Raw genomic sequence first — 15,596 nt, 5'->3', positions numbered from 1 at the left:
TCCAGTCAGGAACCGTTCGCGCAGCCTATTCGATCGGCATGCCCCCGTCAGCCCGGCCACGCCAGGCTCCGCTCGAACGGGTTTGCGTCGGCCCGCCAGGCCCTGTCGTCAGATTCCCGTCGTCCGCCCGCAGGGCGGGCGCGGCAGGCGGGAATCTGACGACAGGGCCTAGCATGCGCGCCATGAATGACGACGTGCGCAACATCGTCCTGGGCGTGGTCGCGGCCGGCATCAGCGCCGCACTCGGCTGGCTGGCCCGGACCTACTTGTGGAAGCGCAAGCTGCGCCGCAAGCAGGCGTTCTTCGGGCTGCCCGACAACGCCGAGTCGCTGCTGGTGGTCAACCGCGGGGCCGGCGGACCCGAGCTGACGGTGATGCGGTACGACGTGTTCGCGCTGCTCGAACTGGCCGCCCTGATCAAGGACTGCAACGCCCACGCCCAGATCGTCCCGCACGACGCGGCACGCCAGGGCTTCGGTGAACGCACCGAGTTCTGTGTCGGCGGCCCGGCGTCGAACCGTCGCATGATGGCGCACCTCGCCTCGTTGCTGCCCGGGGTGCGGGTGAACGTCGACGCGGAGCCCGGCCCGGATCGCGGCGCCTTCCAGGTCGGCTCGGAGCGCTACCGGCTGGAGGTCGGCAAGGAGGAGTACGCGCTCCTCGCCCGGCTCACCGTCGGCGAGAGCCAGGGCCCGCGCCCCGTCTTCCTCTTCTGCGGGCAGACCTCGATCACCAACCAGGCCGTCACCCGCTATCTCGCCCGTAATCACGAGCGGTTGACCCGCAAGCACGGCACCAGCTCCTTCGTGCTGCTCCTGAAGGTGGTCAACTCGCAGGCGTACGGCCCGGATGTGGTGGAGCTGGTGGCGGACGTGACACGGACGGCGCAGGCACCGCTGCCGATACCCGCGGCTGCGCGCAATACCCACCGTGCCTCCTGAGGTTCATCACATTCCACTAATCGTTACTGGCACGTAACTTACCGACGGGTTACTTGCGGTAAGGGGGCCCGGTTACCGTTCGGTCACTTTGCATTGACACGAGTGAGGAGTGACTGTGGGAACCCAACGCAAGGCCCTGCGTACGACCGCTGTGGGCGCCGTCTCCGCGACTTTGGTCGCCGGCGCCTTCGGACTCGCCCCCACCGCCCAAGCGGCCCCGAACAGCGTGCGGTTCGTCGACATCGCCGGTGACGGCGGCACCACACTCAAGGCGAACGTCATCACACCGGCCGGCGCCGACGGCTCCCGGCGCTACCCGCTGCTCGTGCTGCCCACGAGCTGGGGCCTGCCGCAGGTCGAGTACGTCGCCCAGGCGCAGAAGCTCGCGAACTCCGGTTACATCGTGGTCAGTTACAACGTGCGCGGGTTCTGGCAGTCGGGCGGCGAGATAGAAGTGGCCGGCCCGCCCGACATAGCGGACGCCTCCAAGGTGATCGACTGGGCGCTCGCCAACACCCCGGCCGACTCGGGCCACATCGGCATGGCCGGTGTCTCGTACGGGGCCGGCATCAGCCTGCTGACCGCCGCGCACGACAAACGGGTCCGGGCGGTCGCCGCCCTCAGCGGCTGGGCCGACCTCATCGGCTCGATCTACTCCGGCCGCACCCAGCACGTCCAGGCCGGCGCGCTGTTGGACGGCGCGAGCGTGGTCGCCGGCCGTCAGAGCGCCGAACTCCGGCAGATCTTCGACGACTTCTACGCCTCGAACCTGTCCAGGGAACAGGACATGATCGACTGGGGGAAGAAGCGTTCGGCCGTCACCTACCTGGATCAGCTGAACCGGAGCGGCGCCGCGGTCATGATGGCCAACGCCTGGGGTGACACGGTCTTCCCGCCCAACCAGTACGCGGACTTCTACGAGAAGCTGACCGGCCCCAAGCGGCTGGAGATGCGGCCCGGCGACCATGCCACCGCCGAGCTGACCGGCCTGTTCGGACTGCCCAACGACGTGTGGAAGAACACCGAGCGCTGGTTCGACCACCACCTCAAGGGCGAGGACAACGGAATCGACCGCGAGCTGCCCGTCCAGCTCAAGTCCCGCTCCTCGGGCGGCTACGAGGGCTACCCGGACTGGAAGTCGGTCGCCGCGACGGACCGGAAGATCGCTCTCGGGGGCACGACCACGATCCGCACGAACGTCAACTCCGGCGCGGACGGCGGGGTCGTCTTCCTGTCCAGCATCCTCGACCAGGTGGCCCAGCTGCCCCCGATGGCCTCGATCCCGCTGATACCCCGACGCTGGGCGGCCGTATGGCAGTCGGAGAAGTACCCGACGGCCCAACATGTGCGCGGCACGGCCGAGTTGCACACCACCGTCACCCCGACCGAGGAGAGCGGCACCCTCGTCGCCTACCTCTACGACGTGGGCCCGCTCGGCCTCGGCAAGCTGGTCAGCAACGCGCCGTACACCTTCCACGGACGCACGCCCGGAAAGCCGTTCGGTGTCGACCTGGAGCTGTTCTCCACGGCCTATGACGTCCCGGCAGGGCACCGGCTCGCCCTGGTCGTCGACACGGTCGACCCGCTCTACATCGAGCACAACCCGTCCGGCGCGCGGCTGACCTTCTCCTCACCGGCGAACGACCCGTCGTACGTGTCGATTCCACTGCGCGAGCAGTGATCTCCGGCCGGCGCCGGGCGGGTATGGCTCTATGACTGCTGCCCCCTGCTGCCCCTGGCTCCAGGGGCCGTGGGGGGATCCCCACCCGGCAGCAGCGTCCCTGGTCGCGGCCGGGGCCACCGCCACGGCCTTGGGGACGGACGGAACATCGTAGTCGAGGTGGTTCGCGGCGAGGATCGGGGCGTGGCGGACGCCGTTCGGCTCGGCATGGGTCGTGCTCCCCGCTCAGTGGTGGAGGATCTTCGACAGAAAGTCCTTGGCGCGCTCGCTCCTGGGGCTGGTGAAGAACTCCTCCGGGGTGCGGTCCTCGACGATGCGCCCGTCGGCCATGAACACGACGCGATTGGCGGCGGAGCGTGCGAAGCCCATCTCATGGGTGACGACGATCATCGTCATGCCGTCCCGGGCGAGTTGACGCATCACCTCCAGGACCTCATTGATCATCTCGGGGTCGAGCGCGGAGGTCGGCTCGTCGAACAGCATCACCTTCGGCTCCATGGCGAGGGCCCGGGCGATCGCCACCCGCTGCTGCTGCCCGCCGGAGAGCTGCGCCGGGTACTTGTCCGCCTGGTCGGCCACGCCGACGCGTTCGAGGAGTTCACGCGAACGCCGGTCCGCTTCCTCCTTCTTGCGTCCGCGGACCTTGACCTGGCCCAGGGACACGTTCTGCAGGACCGTCCGGTGGGCGAAGAGGTTGAAGGACTGGAAGACCATGCCGACTTCGGCGCGCAGCCGCGCGAGCGCCTTGCCCTCGGCGGGCAGCGGCTGTCCCTCGAGCAGGATGGTGCCGGACTCGATGGTCTCCAGCCGGTTGATGGCCCGGCACAGCGTCGACTTCCCCGACCCCGACGGGCCGATGACCACGACCACCTCCCCCTGGCCCACGGTGAGGTCGATGTCCTGGAGGACATGCAGGTCCCCGAAGTACTTGTTGACGTCGCGCAGCTCGATCAGTGGATCGCCAGCCATGCCCAGCCCCAGTCATGTTCAGCTGTGTAGCGGTGGCCGCAAACTATCCAGGCAAGGGTGGACTTAATACGCGACACGCACTTTTCGGGCATAAGCCGTATTTACGTCGCTTTTATGCGACATCACTCCCTGTGGGGCCCCTGAACGGCTCACGCCTCGGCGACTTCCGCGTACGACTGCGACAGCTCGGGGACTCCGCTCCTGGCCCACTCCTGCCCCGAGGCCACGACATCGAACTCACGGCCGGAGGCGAGCCGGACGACCGGCTGGCCGTCCGGCCGGATCTGCCACGCCGCCCCGGGAACGGTGCGCACGATGACCGTGCCGAGATACAGACCGGCGTCGTTGCCCAGCCACGGCAGGATCTCCTCGTCGTCCCGCCAGCCCGGAACCAGCTGGTCGAGCGCCTCCAAGGATGCCGCGGTGTCGTCGAGTTGCACCCCCGCACGGGACGCGTGGGAGCGCAGGAGCTCACATTCGGCAAGGAGTTCGGCGAGGCCCTCGGGGTCGGGGGCCCCGCGCTTCTCGGGTCGATGGCCCAGAAAAGGGATCTTCATACCCTCAGCGTGTCATTCGCACGGCCGAACGCACCACAGGCGCGCGGGCCGCCGATTCCGGTCGAGTTCACGCCGAGTTCGGGCATGGCTCGTTGACGGGTCACGGGTGTCTCTCTAACTTCACGGTGCGTCTCGCGTCTCGTCCGGACCTCTGTCCCGCACACGTCGTGCGTAGGTCCATCCGTGCGCCTCACCGAACTTGTCATGTGCAGTCATACACAGTCCTGAGTGATCGCGAACGGTCATGAACGGCCGTGAGAGATCGTGAATGGTCGTGAGTGGGAGGAGTCGCAGTTGCGCCGACGTGTGTGGAGTTCCGCGGTCGTCCTCACCCTCTTCGCGGTCCTGGTACCGGAGGTCTCCGCACAGGCTGCCGGCGCGCGCAGAGCCGAGCCGCTCCCGCTGGAGCGGCTCTTCGACAACACGGCCGTCAGTGACGACGCCCGGCCCGGCGAGGGCAACTTCGACGGGTCGGGCGCCTCACTGTCGGCGCAGGACCTCGCGGCGGCGGGCTGGACGCCGGGCCACCCGCTCACCGTGCAGGGCGCCCGGCTGACCTGGCCGAAGCGCCGGCCGGGCCTGCCGAACAACGTCGTCGCCGCCGGACAGGACGTCCGGGTGCGAGGCCGCGGCGACGCCCTGGCCTTCCTGGCGGCGGGGACCTCGGGCACCGCCGCCGGCGGCCCGGGGACGGTCTTCTACGCCGACGGCAGCCGCTCCGCCTACCACCTGGCCGCCCCCGACTGGCGCACCGGGCCGCTCGCGACGAAGGCGGTGGCCCTGCCGCACGTCAACACGCCCGACGGTCAACTCGCCGGGCGTCCACGGCTGTACGTCATGACGGTGCCGGTCCTCGCGGGACGCACCGTGACCGCCGTGCGGCTGCCGAACGACCGCGGGCTGCATGTGTTCGCGGTGGCGGTACGGCCCGCCGCCACGGGCTGGACCGGAAGCTGGGCGACCGCGACCGGCGGCTATCCGACCGTGGGGCCGTGGACCGACCGGACGTTGCGCCTGGTGGTGCACACCTCGGTGGGCGGGCCCCGGGTGCGGCTGCGGTTCGACAACACCTTCGCGGCGGCGCCGGTACGGCTCGGCGGCGCCACCGTGGCGGTGCAGGCGGCGGGCGCGGCGGCGCGCGGCACGCCGGTCCGGGTGACCTTCAAGGGCGCGGCGGGCGTCGAGATCCCGGCGGGGACTCAGGCTTACAGCGATCCTCTCTCCTTCACGGTGCCGCAGGACACCAATCTGCTGGTCAGCTTCCATCTGCCCGGGACCGTGCCGGCGGCACCGGTGCACCGGCTCGCCCACCAGCGGTCGTATGTGAGCGCACCCGGCGACCACACGGCGGACAGCGACGCCTCGGGCTATCCCACGGTCCTGACCAGCTGGCCGCTGCTGACGGGCGTCGACGTCGGCGGTGGGCCGGGGTCCGTGGTGCTGCTGGGAGACTCGATCACGGACGGCGACAAGTCCACGGTGGATGCCAACCGGCGATGGCCCAATGTGCTGGCCACACGGCTGTTGGGTCAGAGTGTGGTCCCGCGCTATGGCGTGCTCAACCAGGGGATCTCCGGAAACCGTGTGGTCTCCGACCGCTACCCCGGCGACGGGGTCTCCACGGATACCGCCGGAGTGAGCGCCCTGTACCGGTTCGACCGGGATGTACTGGCTCAGACGTCGGCGCGTACGGCCGTGGTGTTCGAGGGCGTGAACGATGTGCGCTGGGGCACGACCGCGGAACAGGTGATCGCCGGGCTGCGTGAGATCGCCGAACGTGGGCATGCGCGGGGGCTGCGGATGCTGGCGGCGACGATCCTGCCGTGCGAGGGCGAGGCGCGGTGCACCGCCCCGGTCGACGCCGAGCGGATCAAGGTGAACCAGTGGATCCGCTCCGGCGCCGGATTCGACGGCGTGCTCGACTTCGACGCGGTGGTACGGGATCCCGCGCGGCCGTCCCGGATGCTGGCCGCGTACGACAGCGGGGACCATCTGCATCCCGGCGATGCCGGCCTCGCCGCGATGGCCCGGTCGGTGGATCTGCGGGCGCTGGTGCCGTGACGGTGCCGCGCGCCGGGCCGCCCTCGGGCCCGGCGTCCGGGCTCGGGCGGGCTGTGGGGGCGGGCTGAAAGGGTGCCCGGGGTCTAGATGTCCAGGTCGACCACGACCGGGGCGTGGTCCGACGCGCCCTTGCCCTTGCGCTCCTCGCGGTCCACGTAGGAATCGGTGACGGCCTTGGCGAACGGCTCGTTGCCGTACACCAGGTCGATGCGCATGCCTCGGTTCTTGGGGAAGCAGAGCTGGCGGTAGTCCCAGTACGTGAACGGCTGGTCGTACTTGAGGGGGCGCGGGACCACGTCGGTCAGGCCCGACTCGCGCAGCTCGGCGAGGGCGGCGCGCTCGGCGGTGGTGACATGGGTGAGGCCCTCGAAGGCGGCCACGTCGTAGACGTCGTCGTCCGTCGGCGCCACGTTGTAGTCACCCATCACCGCGAAGGGGCGGCTTCCGCCCGCGTCGCCGACGACGGCCGCCTTGAGGGCCTCGAACCACTGGAGCTTGTAGGCGTAGTGGGGGTGGTCCACCTCACGGCCGTTCGGCACATAGACCGACCAGACGCGGAGCGGGCCGCAGGTCGCGGAGATGGCGCGGGGCTCCACGGCGCCGTCGTAGCCGGGGTCGCCGGGGAGGCCCTTGACGACCTCCTTGAGCCCTACGCGGGAGAGCACCGCCACGCCGTTCCACCGGCCGGTGGCGTGGACCGCCGCCTCGTAGCCGAGGTCGCGCAGGGGATCGAACGGGAACTGCTCCTCGGCGACCTTGGCCTCCTGGAGGCACAGCACATCGGTGCCGCTGCTCTCCAGCCAGGCGAGGAGCCTCGGCAGGCGGGCGGTGATCGAGTTCACGTTCCAGGTCGCGATGCGCATGTCTCACAACCTACCGGCCGGGACTGACAACGCGGCCCCGGCCGGGGTGGGCCCGCTCACACCTGCGCCGAGTGCCCCGGCGTCAGGCGCAGATGCTCCGAGCCGCCCAGGCCGCCGATCTGACGGTCGTAGATCGGGCGGGCCAGGTCGGTGAGGAGGGCGTCGTGAATGTCGTAGGCACGCTGCGGCCGTACCTCACGGACGTAGTCGATGACCTCGGAGATCTTGTTCCAGGGAGCCATGACGGGGAGCATCAGCGTCTGCACCGGGTGGTCGGGGACGGTCAGGGCGTCGCCGGGGTGGAACACCCTGCCCTCGTCCAAGAGGTAGCCGACGTTGGTGATGCGCGGGATGTCGGGGTGGATGACGGCGTGCAGCTCACCGTGGACCTGGACGTCGAACCCGGCGGCGGTGAAGGTGTCCCCGTGGCCGACGGTGTGCACGCGGCCCGGGAAGGCGGACGAGATCTGCTCCGCCACCGACTTCAGGGTCCAGATCTCCGCGGCCGGATTGCCCTCCATGGCCGCGCGCAGGCGCGGCTCGTCGAAGTGGTCGGGATGCTCGTGCGTGACGAGGATCGCATCCGCGCCGACGGCCGCGTCCTGCTCGCTGAACCCTCCGGGGTCGAGAACGAGCGTCCGGCCGTCCTTCTCCAGCCGGACGCAGGCGTGCGCCATCTTCGTGAGCTTCATGAGTCCATCCTTACGCGGGCCAGTCGCGGGTGCTTGGTCCTGCGCGCTGTGCCGGTCCTGCACGGCGTGCCGGCGCCATGGCTGCGTGCCGGCCCTGGCTGCGCGCCGGTCCTCGGCGCGTGCCGGGGGCTCACTCCTGGGGAGTGGTCTCCTCCCGGATGACCTGCTGGGCCACCTTGAACGCGCTGTTCGCCGCCGGGGCACCGCAGTAGACGGCCACCTGGAGCAGCACTTCCTTGATCTCGTCCGGGGTGAGGCCGTTGCGCAGGGCGGCACGGGTGTGGAAGGCCAGTTCGTCCAGGTGACCGCCCGCGACCAGGGCGGTGAGGCTGACGCAGCTGCGGGAGCGCCGGTCGAGGCCGGGTCTGTCCCAGATCTCGCCCCAGGCATAGCGCGTGATGAACTCCTGGAAGTCCCCGGAGAACTCGTCCGCCTGCGCCAGCTCCCCGTCGACATGCGCGTCGCCAAGCACTTCGCGCCGGACCTTGATCCCGGCGTCGTACGGGTCCGGCCGCCCCGTCGGCTGCGCCACCACGACGGCGGGCGCTATCGCGGCGACCGGCGCGGGCTGCGGCGTCGCGGCCAGGACCGGCTTGACGGGGACGGCCGGGATGGCGATCTGGCCGGTGGCGTCGAAGCCGGTCTGCCAGGCGGTGGAGAAGTGCCGGACCAGCAGGTCGGTGACGGCGGCGGGCTGCTCGACCGGAACGAGGTGCGAGGCGCCGGGCACGACCGCGAGACGGGCGTCCGGTATGCCGGCGACCAGGGTGCGGGCCTCCGCGGGGCCGGTGACCTGGTCGTCCGACCCGACGAGGACGAGGGTGGGCACGGCGACGCCGGCGAGCCGGGGCCGTACGTCGAAGGAGGCGAGCGCCTCGCAGGCGGCGATGTAGCAGCCGGGGTCGGTGGTGCGCACCATCTGCACGGCCCACTCGGTGATGGCGGGCTGCGCGGCGGCGAAGCCGGTGGTGAACCAGCGGTCGGGCGAGGTGCGGGCGATGGGGTCGAGGCCGTTCGTACGCACGATCACACCCCGCTGCCGGAACTCGTCGGCCGTGCCGAAGCGCGGCGAGGCGGCGATCAGAGCGAGCGAGGCGATGCGCTCGGGGTACCGCAGGGCGAGCTCGATACCGAGGGCGCCGCCGAGCGCGCAGCCCGCGTAGCCGAAGCGCTGCACGCCCAGGCCGTCGAGGGTGGCGAGCAGCCGTTCGGCGAGGTCACCGACCGAGCCCGCCGGGTACGCGGGGGCGCCGCCGTGCCCGGGCAGATCGAACCGGAAGACCCGCCACTGCTGCGTCAGCTCCGGAATCTGCCGGTCCCACATGTGCCATGTGGTACCCAGTGAGGGACCGAGGATCAGGACCGGGGCGTCTTCTGGCCCGTCAAAGCGGTATTGCAGGGTGTTCGTCGGTGTCTCACTCACCCGCCCGACCCTCTCATCTGTCACGACAGCCCCTATGAGCGGGGTCCTAGGTGTATCTGTTCAACCAGGTGGAAGACCTCCCGGGCAGCGTAGCGTTTGAGGCAACGGACGATTTCGCGCCGAGTCTTGCCTTCCTTGATGCGGCGCTCGTAGTAGCCCTGGGTGCGCGGGTCGACCCGCGGCCGGGTGAGCACGATGCGATGGAGCGCGGCATTGGCTTGACGGTCGCCGCCGCGGTTGAGGCGACGGTACTGCCGACGTCCCGAGGAACGCTCGACTGGACTGACCCCGCACAGGGCTGCGAAGGACGCCTCACTGTCCAGGCGTTCCGGGTTGTCCCCCACGGTGATCAGCAAGGCGACGGCCGTCTCCGGACCGACCACCCGCCCACCGGGGCCAGGACCTGTTGTTGCACGTCCCCTTCGGATCCCGGAGCTCGACACGGTACGGGTGCGGAAGTTCGGGACGTAGGTCAGCATCGCCTCGGTTCGCTTGGTCAGCCAGTCCCCGGAAGGGTTCGGCCGGCTCCCCATTGCCGGGTCCGGTAGTTGCCGACCAACCGGCACACGAGGTAGATCGCGAAAGAGATCGTGGTGACGTAGGGGCTGATGGGGATGCTGCTGCCGAGGGTCAGCAGGATGCCGCCCTCGATGGAGGCCAGCGCGAACACCACGCTGAGGACGGGCAGCAGCACCGGCGAGGCGGTGATCCGGGCGGCCGCGGCGGCGGGCGTCACCAGGAGTGTGAGGACGAGCAGCGCCCCGACGATCTGCACGGACAGCGCGACCGCGAGGCCCAGCACGATCATGAAAGCGAACGACAGTCCACGTACCGGCACACCCCGGGCCTCGGCCACGTCAGGGTCGGCACTGGCGAAGGCGAGCGGTCGCCACACGACCGCGAGCGCCACGAGCACGAAGGCCGCCGTGCCGAGCAGCCACGACATCTGCGGGGTGTCGACGGCGACGATCTGTCCGGTGAGCAGGCCGAACTTGTTCGCCGCCCGGCCCTCGTACAGGGCGAGGAAGAGCACGCCGAGGCCGAGTCCAAACGGCATGAGCGTGCCGATCACCGAGTTGCGGTCCCGGGCTCGCGCGCCGAGTACTCCGATCGCCCCGGCCGCGATGAGCGAGCCGACGATCGAGCCGGCCACGATGTTCGCGCCGAGCAGCAGTGCGCCGGAGGCACCCGCGAACGACAGCTCGCTGATGCCGTGCACGGCGAAAGGCAGGTCGCGCATGATGACGAAGACCCCGACGAGGCCGCCGACCAGGCCGAGCGCGATGCCGGCGATGAGGGAGTTGCGGACCAGGGTGAGCAGTTCGCCGTAGTTGTCAAAGTTGAAGATCTCCTGCCAGATCCCGTCGGCGATGGTCATGGCCGTACTCCGTGCGGTGGTTCGGCGTGGTGCGTCGTCTCGGCCGCCTCGTCGGGCGCGCCCAACACCGTGATACGGCCCCGGACACGGATGACATCGACCTGTGTGCCGTACAGCCGGGACAGCGCCGCGGAGGTGAGGACCTCGTCCGGCGTGCCGATGCGGTGGCTGCCGCGGGCGAGGTAGAGAACGCGGTCCACCAGGCCCAGCACGGGGTTGATCTCGTGGGTCACGAAGACCACCGCCGTGCCGTGGGAGTGGCGCCGGGCGTCGACCAGTTCCGTGACGGCCCGTTGATGGTGCGGGTCGAGGGAGAGCAGCGGCTCGTCGCAGAGCAGGATCCCGGGGTCGGTGGCGAGTGCCTGCCCGATGCGGACGCGCTGCCGTTCGCCGCCGGAGAGCAGGCCCACTGGGACGTCCGCGTACTCGGCGGCGCCCACCGCCGCGAGGGTCTCGTCCACCCGGCGGCGTGCTGCCCCAGTGCGCAGGCGAGGGCCGAAGCCATGACCGTCGATGCCGAAGCGGACCAGGTCCCGGGCACGCAGCATCGCTTGCTCGGGCAGCGTCGCCTGCTGCGGTACGTAGGCGATTCGGCGGTTGCCGCGACGGGGCGGGCGGCCCAGCACCGTCAACGTGCCTTCGGTCAGCTGCCGTTGCCCCAGCAGCGCGCGTACGAAGCTGGTCTTGCCCGAGCCGTTGGGGCCGAGCACGGCCAGGAACTCGCCGGGCCACACGTCGAGATCGAGGTTCCGCCACAGCACGCGCGCGCCGTAGGAGAGGGCCGCCCCGCGCAGACTGATCACCGGGGCTCCGGTGTCGAAGGAGTCGGTCACGCTGTCGCGGGCTGGGGGCACGGCGGTCACCGTCTGCCGCCTCAGTTGGACAGTGCGCTGGAGAGCGCGTCGAGGTTGGCGGTCATCCAGCTGACATAGTCCTCGCCGCCGGGCAGGGTCTCGGTCACGGGCACGACGGGGATCCCGGCCGACTTCGCCGCCTGCTGGACCTGCTCGGTCTGCGGGCCGGAGGTCTGCTCGTTGTAGATGAGCGCCTCGACCTGCTGGTCGGAGAACAGGGCCAGCGTCTCCTGCATCGTCCTCGCCGGGACGTCGTCGCCCTCCTCGATGGCCTCGCTGAACTCCTCAGGCGTCTTGTTCACCAGACCGGCGGCCTCGGTCATGTAGAGCGGCACCGGCTCGGTGATGGCCACCGCTTCGCCGTCGTGTTCGGACTTTTTCACTGCGAATTACGAAACACATTCCATGGAATTCGCGACCCCCTACTGGGGATGGAGTTGCATCTCCCTCGTGGCAGGCGCACTTGTTGCGGTGGCGGCCAGGTAGGTGATGCGGAGGGTGCCGGTGGTGTGTTCGCGGTCGACGAGGACGTCGACGCCGTAGACCGACTTGATCAGGTCCGAGGTCAGCACGGCCTCCGGAGCGCCCGCTGCCGCGACCTGTCCGTGGTCGAGGACGACGATGTGGTCGCAGCACCGGGCGGCGAGGTTGAGGTCGTGCAGGGCGACGACACAGGTGACCTCCAGTGAGCGCAGCAGATCGAGGAGTTCGAGCTGATGGCGTATGTCGAGGTGGTTGGTGGGTTCGTCGAGCAGGATCTCCTGCGGTTCCTGGGCCAGGGCGCGCGCGAGTTGGGCGCGCTGCTTCTCCCCTCCGGAGAGGGTGTGCCAACTCTGGTACTGCTTGCCGGTGATGTCGGTCCGCTCCAGGGCCGCGTCGACGATCCGCCGATCGTGCTCGGTCAACGCGTCGAAGCGGCCGCCGTACCGATCGGCACCAGGAGCTGGCCGACGCTGGAGGACGCGCACCACGCCACCATCAGCCGGATGGAGTCCCGGCAGAACGCCTCGCCGCGCTCGGCCATTTCCCGGCCGCGCCGTCCACTGGCGTTGAACGCCTTGAGCGTCGCCATCCCCTGCGCGGCGTCCAGGCTCTCCGCGTAGAGGCCGCGGTAGGACACCATCCAGCGGTCACCGCGCTCCTTGATCCACTTTGCCCCGGCCATCTGGGACGGGGGTGCCAGCAGGGCACACGCGAGTACCACCAGGCCCACCGCCGGGTCGACGGATATCACGTACACCGAGGCGAAGCAGGAGCCCAGGACGGAGGCCACGGCGTGGGCACGGACCGGCCCACCAGAGGGTCGAGCAGTTCGACGGAGTCCACGAGCGTCGACTGCAGATCGCCGGTCCGCATCCGCTGTGCCTGGCCGGGCCCGATCCCCATCAGCTTCAGCGTGATGCGTTCCCGCACCGCCTCCTCGACCCGCGCGTACACCCGGGGCGCCCATGTGTCCTTCAGGACGATGAGGCCGATTCGCGCCGGCTGCAGCACGGCGATAGTGGCCAGGGGCGCGAGCAGGTCGCCCGTCTCGGTCGAGGAGAACACCTCGGACAGCAGATCCGCGATCAGCAGTCCCTGGCCGACATAGGTCGCGGTGATGAGCAGCATCAGCACGACGAGGCCGGCTGTCTCCACCCAGGCCCGCGGTCGCAGTGCCAGGAACAACTTGACGGTCGACCACACGGCCGCACGTCCACGAAGGAAACGTCACCTACGAAATCGGTGATCCCATCAAGGCGGGGCCGAAGGGGTCGGCTGTCGGTCTCACCATCGCCAGACTCGCCGAGAAAACCGTTGTCGTTATCAGTTGACCCTTGCCCGGGCGTGGGGTCGCGAGCGCCAACTCGGCCAGCACTGACGCCCGATCGACGAATTCGGACACCAGGTGACCGCAGCTCCCCTGACCGAGCCCACGCCGTGCGCAATCAAAGACGCGGGACGGTACACGATTTTCTGAATTCAGGATCACCTGTACTGTTGTGGGTGTGCTGACCGTTGCCTCCGACATCGAGGTGCTGGCCAGGTTCGGCCGCGCGCTCGCCGACCCGATTCGCTGCCGCATCCTGCTCGCCCTGAGCGACAATCCCCGCTACCCCGCCGATCTGGCCGACGCCTTGGGCGTCTCCCGGACCCGGCTGTCGAACCACCTCGCGTGCCTGCGTGACTGCGGGCTGGTCGTCACGGTTCCCGACGGCCGCCGCACCCGGTACGAGCTCGCCGACGAGCGTCTCGGCCACGCGCTCGACGACCTGCGTACCGCCGTGGTCGCCGTCGAGACCGACCGCACCTGTGCGGAAGCCGACGAGAAGGGGTGCTGCTGATCATGGCCGCCGGCATATCGGTATCTCTCGTCCCCTCCCCGGCGCGACGTGAGGCGCTGTCCCGCCGCATACGGCTGCTGGTCGCCGCGACCATCACCTACAACGTCGTCGAGGCGGTCGTCGCGATCACCGCCGGGGCGATGGCCTCCTCGACGGCGCTGATCGGCTTCGGGCTCGACTCGGTGATCGAGGTGTCCTCCGCGGCCGCCGTCGCCTGGCAGTTCTCGGCCTCCGACCACGCCGTCCGCGAAGCCCGCGAGCAGCGCACCCTGCGCATCATCGCGGTCTCCTTCTTCGCACTCGCCGCGTATGTCAGTGTCGACGCCGTCCGGGCACTGACCGGCACCGGGGAAGCCGAACGATCCATCCCCGGGATCGTCATCGCCGCCCTGTCCCTCGCGGTCATGCCGTTCCTGTCCGCCGCCCAACGCCGGGCCGGCCGTGAACTCGGCTCCGCCTCGGCCGTCGCGGACTCCAAGCAGACCCTGCTGTGCACCTACCTGTCCGCCGTCCTCCTGGCGGGGCTGGTCCTCAACGCCACCCTCGACTGGTCCTGGGCCGACCCCATCGCCGCCCTCGCCATCGCCGCGATCGCCGTCAAGGAAGGCCGCGACGCGTGGCAGGGCAAGGGCTGCTGCGCACCCACCGCCGGGGTGGTGCTCTCCGCCGCCGCCAAGGCGGACGACGGATGCGACGACTGCCCGCCCGGATGCGACTGCTGCCACTAGCCGGGCCCGCCACAAGGGGCTTCGCTACCGGTCGGAGAGACGGCGCCGCCTCGGGCCCCTGCAGCAACGTTCGTTGGCCTCGCCCAAGCGGCAGCCCTCGCCACTGACGGGCTACGCGGTGCCCTGACACGCGGCAGGAGTTCCGTGGACTGCGGCCATCAGCATCAGACTTCGACCCCCGAGTCCTCGCAGGAGCGGTCAGTCTCCACCGCCACCACGGCGGTGCGCAGATCATCCAGGGCGTGACCGAGACGCTCGTCGGCGATCTCGTACCGCGTACGACGCCCGTCCGGCACGGCCACCACGAGGCCGCAGTCGCGCAAGCATGCCAGATGATTCGACAGCCGGGTCCGGGAGATGCCGAGGGCGTCGGCCAGGTCTGCAGGATAGGAGGGTGCGTCCCGCAGGAGGAGCAGCACACGACAGCGAATCGGATCGGCGAGCGCGCGGCCGAACCTGGCCAGCACCTCGACCTCGGTAGCGACGGTCAGCACCCCACGAGCGTACGCATCGCCGCGGACTCCCATAAGCCTCTAACGTCGAATGAAAACGATTATCATGTGGTGCATCTCGCTGAGCCGAGTGGCCGCCTCGCCTGCGGCGTCCACCGGGCACGCGTTCAACCGACCCCCGGCCCATGGGAGGTGGGCGTCCTGCGCGACGTACCGACGACGAAACCACCAGCGCCACGGCGCACGACACGACAGCGGAAGGCCGTCCTGAGCGCACTGCACTCCCATGGGGGCTTCGCCTCCGCCCAGGACCTGCACGAAGTGCTCGAAGCCGACGGCGTCACGATCGGCCTGACCACGGTGTACCGGACACTTCATGTCCTGGACCACTCCGGGCAGGTCGACGTCATTCGCGAGAGGACCGGGGAACGGCTCTACCGCCCCCGGCCCACCGACGGACACCGCCACTATCTAGTCTGCCGCTCCTGCGGCCTCAGCAGGGCAGTGGAGGCGGACACGGTGGAACGCTGGGCGGAGAACGTGGCCGAGACCTCCGGGTTCGCGGAGGTGGAGCACACCGTGGAACTGACCGGCATCTGCGTCCGATGCCGCGTCACTCCCGCCGTGAACGGCTCGGCCGACTGACTCGCCTGCGCGGCGCGGCGCCCGCCCA

General features: G+C 70.0%; 16 protein-coding genes and 3 pseudogenes. 6 read left to right on the top strand and 13 right to left on the bottom strand.

The window, feature by feature from the left end:
• Positions 1-182: 182 nt before the first annotated feature.
• Positions 183-941, top strand: a complete 759-nt coding sequence (locus tag ACHBTE_RS00735; protein ID WP_394721249.1) for a hypothetical protein — start codon at positions 183-185, stop codon at positions 939-941.
• Positions 942-1,056: 115 nt separating this feature from the next.
• Complete coding sequence (locus ACHBTE_RS00730; RefSeq protein WP_394721248.1) at positions 1,057-2,622, top strand: CocE/NonD family hydrolase; 1,566 nt, start codon at positions 1,057-1,059, stop codon at positions 2,620-2,622.
• Between the two features lie 225 nt (positions 2,623-2,847).
• Here the strand turns inward: ACHBTE_RS00730 and ACHBTE_RS00725 are convergent, their stop codons facing one another.
• Both ACHBTE_RS00725 and ACHBTE_RS00720 read right to left on the bottom strand, forming a co-directional pair.
• A complete protein-coding gene (locus ACHBTE_RS00725; protein ID WP_394721247.1) occupies positions 2,848-3,591 on the bottom strand; it encodes an amino acid ABC transporter ATP-binding protein in 744 nt (247 codons plus the stop codon).
• A gap of 149 nt (positions 3,592-3,740) precedes the next feature.
• Complete coding sequence (locus ACHBTE_RS00720; protein ID WP_394721246.1) at positions 3,741-4,148, bottom strand: DUF6278 family protein; 408 nt, start codon at positions 4,146-4,148, stop codon at positions 3,741-3,743.
• A 294-nt stretch (positions 4,149-4,442) separates the two neighbouring features.
• Between ACHBTE_RS00720 and ACHBTE_RS00715 the strand changes: the two genes are divergently transcribed.
• Positions 4,443-6,209 (top strand): SGNH/GDSL hydrolase family protein, encoded by a 1,767-nt coding sequence (locus ACHBTE_RS00715; protein WP_394721245.1) that lies wholly within the window; start codon positions 4,443-4,445, stop codon positions 6,207-6,209.
• A gap of 83 nt (positions 6,210-6,292) precedes the next feature.
• On the opposite strand, the gene ACHBTE_RS00710 is transcribed toward ACHBTE_RS00715, so the two are convergent.
• From ACHBTE_RS00710 to ACHBTE_RS00665, 10 genes and pseudogenes are all read right to left on the bottom strand, one after another.
• Entirely contained in the window at positions 6,293-7,072 is a 780-nt protein-coding gene (locus ACHBTE_RS00710; RefSeq protein WP_394721244.1) for an exodeoxyribonuclease III, read from the bottom strand.
• A gap of 56 nt (positions 7,073-7,128) precedes the next feature.
• Entirely contained in the window at positions 7,129-7,764 is a 636-nt protein-coding gene (locus ACHBTE_RS00705; protein WP_394721243.1) for an MBL fold metallo-hydrolase, read from the bottom strand.
• A gap of 130 nt (positions 7,765-7,894) precedes the next feature.
• Complete coding sequence (locus ACHBTE_RS00700; protein WP_394721242.1) at positions 7,895-9,187, bottom strand: alpha/beta fold hydrolase; 1,293 nt, start codon at positions 9,185-9,187, stop codon at positions 7,895-7,897.
• 32 nt (positions 9,188-9,219) lie between these two features.
• Positions 9,220-9,567 (bottom strand): annotated as a pseudogene (locus ACHBTE_RS00695) (transposase); the annotation flags it as partial.
• A 116-nt stretch (positions 9,568-9,683) separates the two neighbouring features.
• Positions 9,684-10,565 carry a metal ABC transporter permease gene (locus tag ACHBTE_RS00690; protein ID WP_394721241.1) on the bottom strand — a complete coding sequence of 294 codons (882 nt, stop codon included), beginning with the start codon at positions 10,563-10,565 and terminating at the stop codon, positions 9,684-9,686.
• Positions 10,562-11,419, bottom strand: coding sequence for a metal ABC transporter ATP-binding protein (locus ACHBTE_RS00685; protein ID WP_394721240.1), 858 nt, complete (start codon positions 11,417-11,419; stop codon positions 10,562-10,564). Before ACHBTE_RS00685 ends, ACHBTE_RS00690 begins: the two co-directional genes overlap by 4 nt.
• Before the next feature lie 20 nt (positions 11,420-11,439).
• Positions 11,440-11,796: pseudogene (locus ACHBTE_RS00680) on the bottom strand (metal ABC transporter solute-binding protein, Zn/Mn family); the annotation flags it as partial.
• Between the two features lie 45 nt (positions 11,797-11,841).
• A pseudogene (locus ACHBTE_RS00675) lies at positions 11,842-12,345 on the bottom strand (ABC transporter ATP-binding protein); the annotation flags it as partial.
• Positions 12,321-12,659, bottom strand: coding sequence for a hypothetical protein (locus ACHBTE_RS00670; protein ID WP_394721239.1), 339 nt, complete (start codon positions 12,657-12,659; stop codon positions 12,321-12,323). The pseudogene ACHBTE_RS00675 and the gene ACHBTE_RS00670, both read right to left, overlap by 25 nt.
• Positions 12,650-13,105: a hypothetical protein gene (locus tag ACHBTE_RS00665; protein WP_394721238.1), complete on the bottom strand. Its 456-nt coding sequence runs from the start codon at positions 13,103-13,105 to the stop codon at positions 12,650-12,652. Before ACHBTE_RS00665 ends, ACHBTE_RS00670 begins: the two co-directional genes overlap by 10 nt.
• 302 nt (positions 13,106-13,407) lie before the next feature.
• Here ACHBTE_RS00665 and ACHBTE_RS00660 point away from each other — a divergent pair, with 302 nt between their 5' ends.
• Both ACHBTE_RS00660 and ACHBTE_RS00655 read left to right on the top strand, forming a co-directional pair.
• The gene (locus ACHBTE_RS00660; RefSeq protein WP_394721237.1) at positions 13,408-13,743 is read left to right on the top strand and encodes an ArsR/SmtB family transcription factor; all 336 of its coding nucleotides are present in this window, start codon (positions 13,408-13,410) and stop codon (positions 13,741-13,743) included.
• Positions 13,744-13,745: 2 nt separating this feature from the next.
• Positions 13,746-14,471: a cation transporter gene (locus ACHBTE_RS00655; RefSeq protein ID WP_394721236.1), complete on the top strand. Its 726-nt coding sequence runs from the start codon at positions 13,746-13,748 to the stop codon at positions 14,469-14,471.
• A gap of 164 nt (positions 14,472-14,635) precedes the next feature.
• On the opposite strand, the gene ACHBTE_RS00650 is transcribed toward ACHBTE_RS00655, so the two are convergent.
• Positions 14,636-14,998, bottom strand: a complete 363-nt coding sequence (locus ACHBTE_RS00650; RefSeq protein WP_394721235.1) for an ArsR/SmtB family transcription factor — start codon at positions 14,996-14,998, stop codon at positions 14,636-14,638.
• A 33-nt stretch (positions 14,999-15,031) separates the two neighbouring features.
• On the opposite strand from ACHBTE_RS00650, the gene ACHBTE_RS00645 reads away from it, so the two are divergent.
• The gene (locus ACHBTE_RS00645) at positions 15,032-15,568 is read left to right on the top strand and encodes a Fur family transcriptional regulator (protein WP_394721234.1); all 537 of its coding nucleotides are present in this window, start codon (positions 15,032-15,034) and stop codon (positions 15,566-15,568) included.
• Positions 15,569-15,596: the final 28 nt, after the last annotated feature.

The organism is Streptomyces sp. M41, from assembly GCF_043673425.1.
GTDB lineage: Bacteria > Actinomycetota > Actinomycetes > Streptomycetales > Streptomycetaceae > Streptomyces.
Note: the sequence above shows the minus strand (reverse complement) of the source record. Positions and strands in the feature narration are given on the sequence as shown.

Coding starts and splice junctions, on each gene's coding strand:
- ACHBTE_RS00735 (WP_394721249.1), top strand. CDS start 183: ATGAATGACGACGTGCGCAACATCGTCCTGGGCGTGGTCGCGGCCGGC.
- ACHBTE_RS00725 (WP_394721247.1), bottom strand. CDS start 3,591: ATGGCTGGCGATCCACTGATCGAGCTGCGCGACGTCAACAAGTACTTC.
- ACHBTE_RS00720 (WP_394721246.1), bottom strand. CDS start 4,148: ATGAAGATCCCTTTTCTGGGCCATCGACCCGAGAAGCGCGGGGCCCCC.
- ACHBTE_RS00710 (WP_394721244.1), bottom strand. CDS start 7,072: ATGCGCATCGCGACCTGGAACGTGAACTCGATCACCGCCCGCCTGCCG.
- ACHBTE_RS00705 (WP_394721243.1), bottom strand. CDS start 7,764: ATGAAGCTCACGAAGATGGCGCACGCCTGCGTCCGGCTGGAGAAGGAC.
- ACHBTE_RS00690 (WP_394721241.1), bottom strand. CDS start 10,565: ATGACCATCGCCGACGGGATCTGGCAGGAGATCTTCAACTTTGACAAC.
- ACHBTE_RS00655 (WP_394721236.1), top strand. CDS start 13,746: ATGGCCGCCGGCATATCGGTATCTCTCGTCCCCTCCCCGGCGCGACGT.
- ACHBTE_RS00650 (WP_394721235.1), bottom strand. CDS start 14,998: ATGGGAGTCCGCGGCGATGCGTACGCTCGTGGGGTGCTGACCGTCGCT.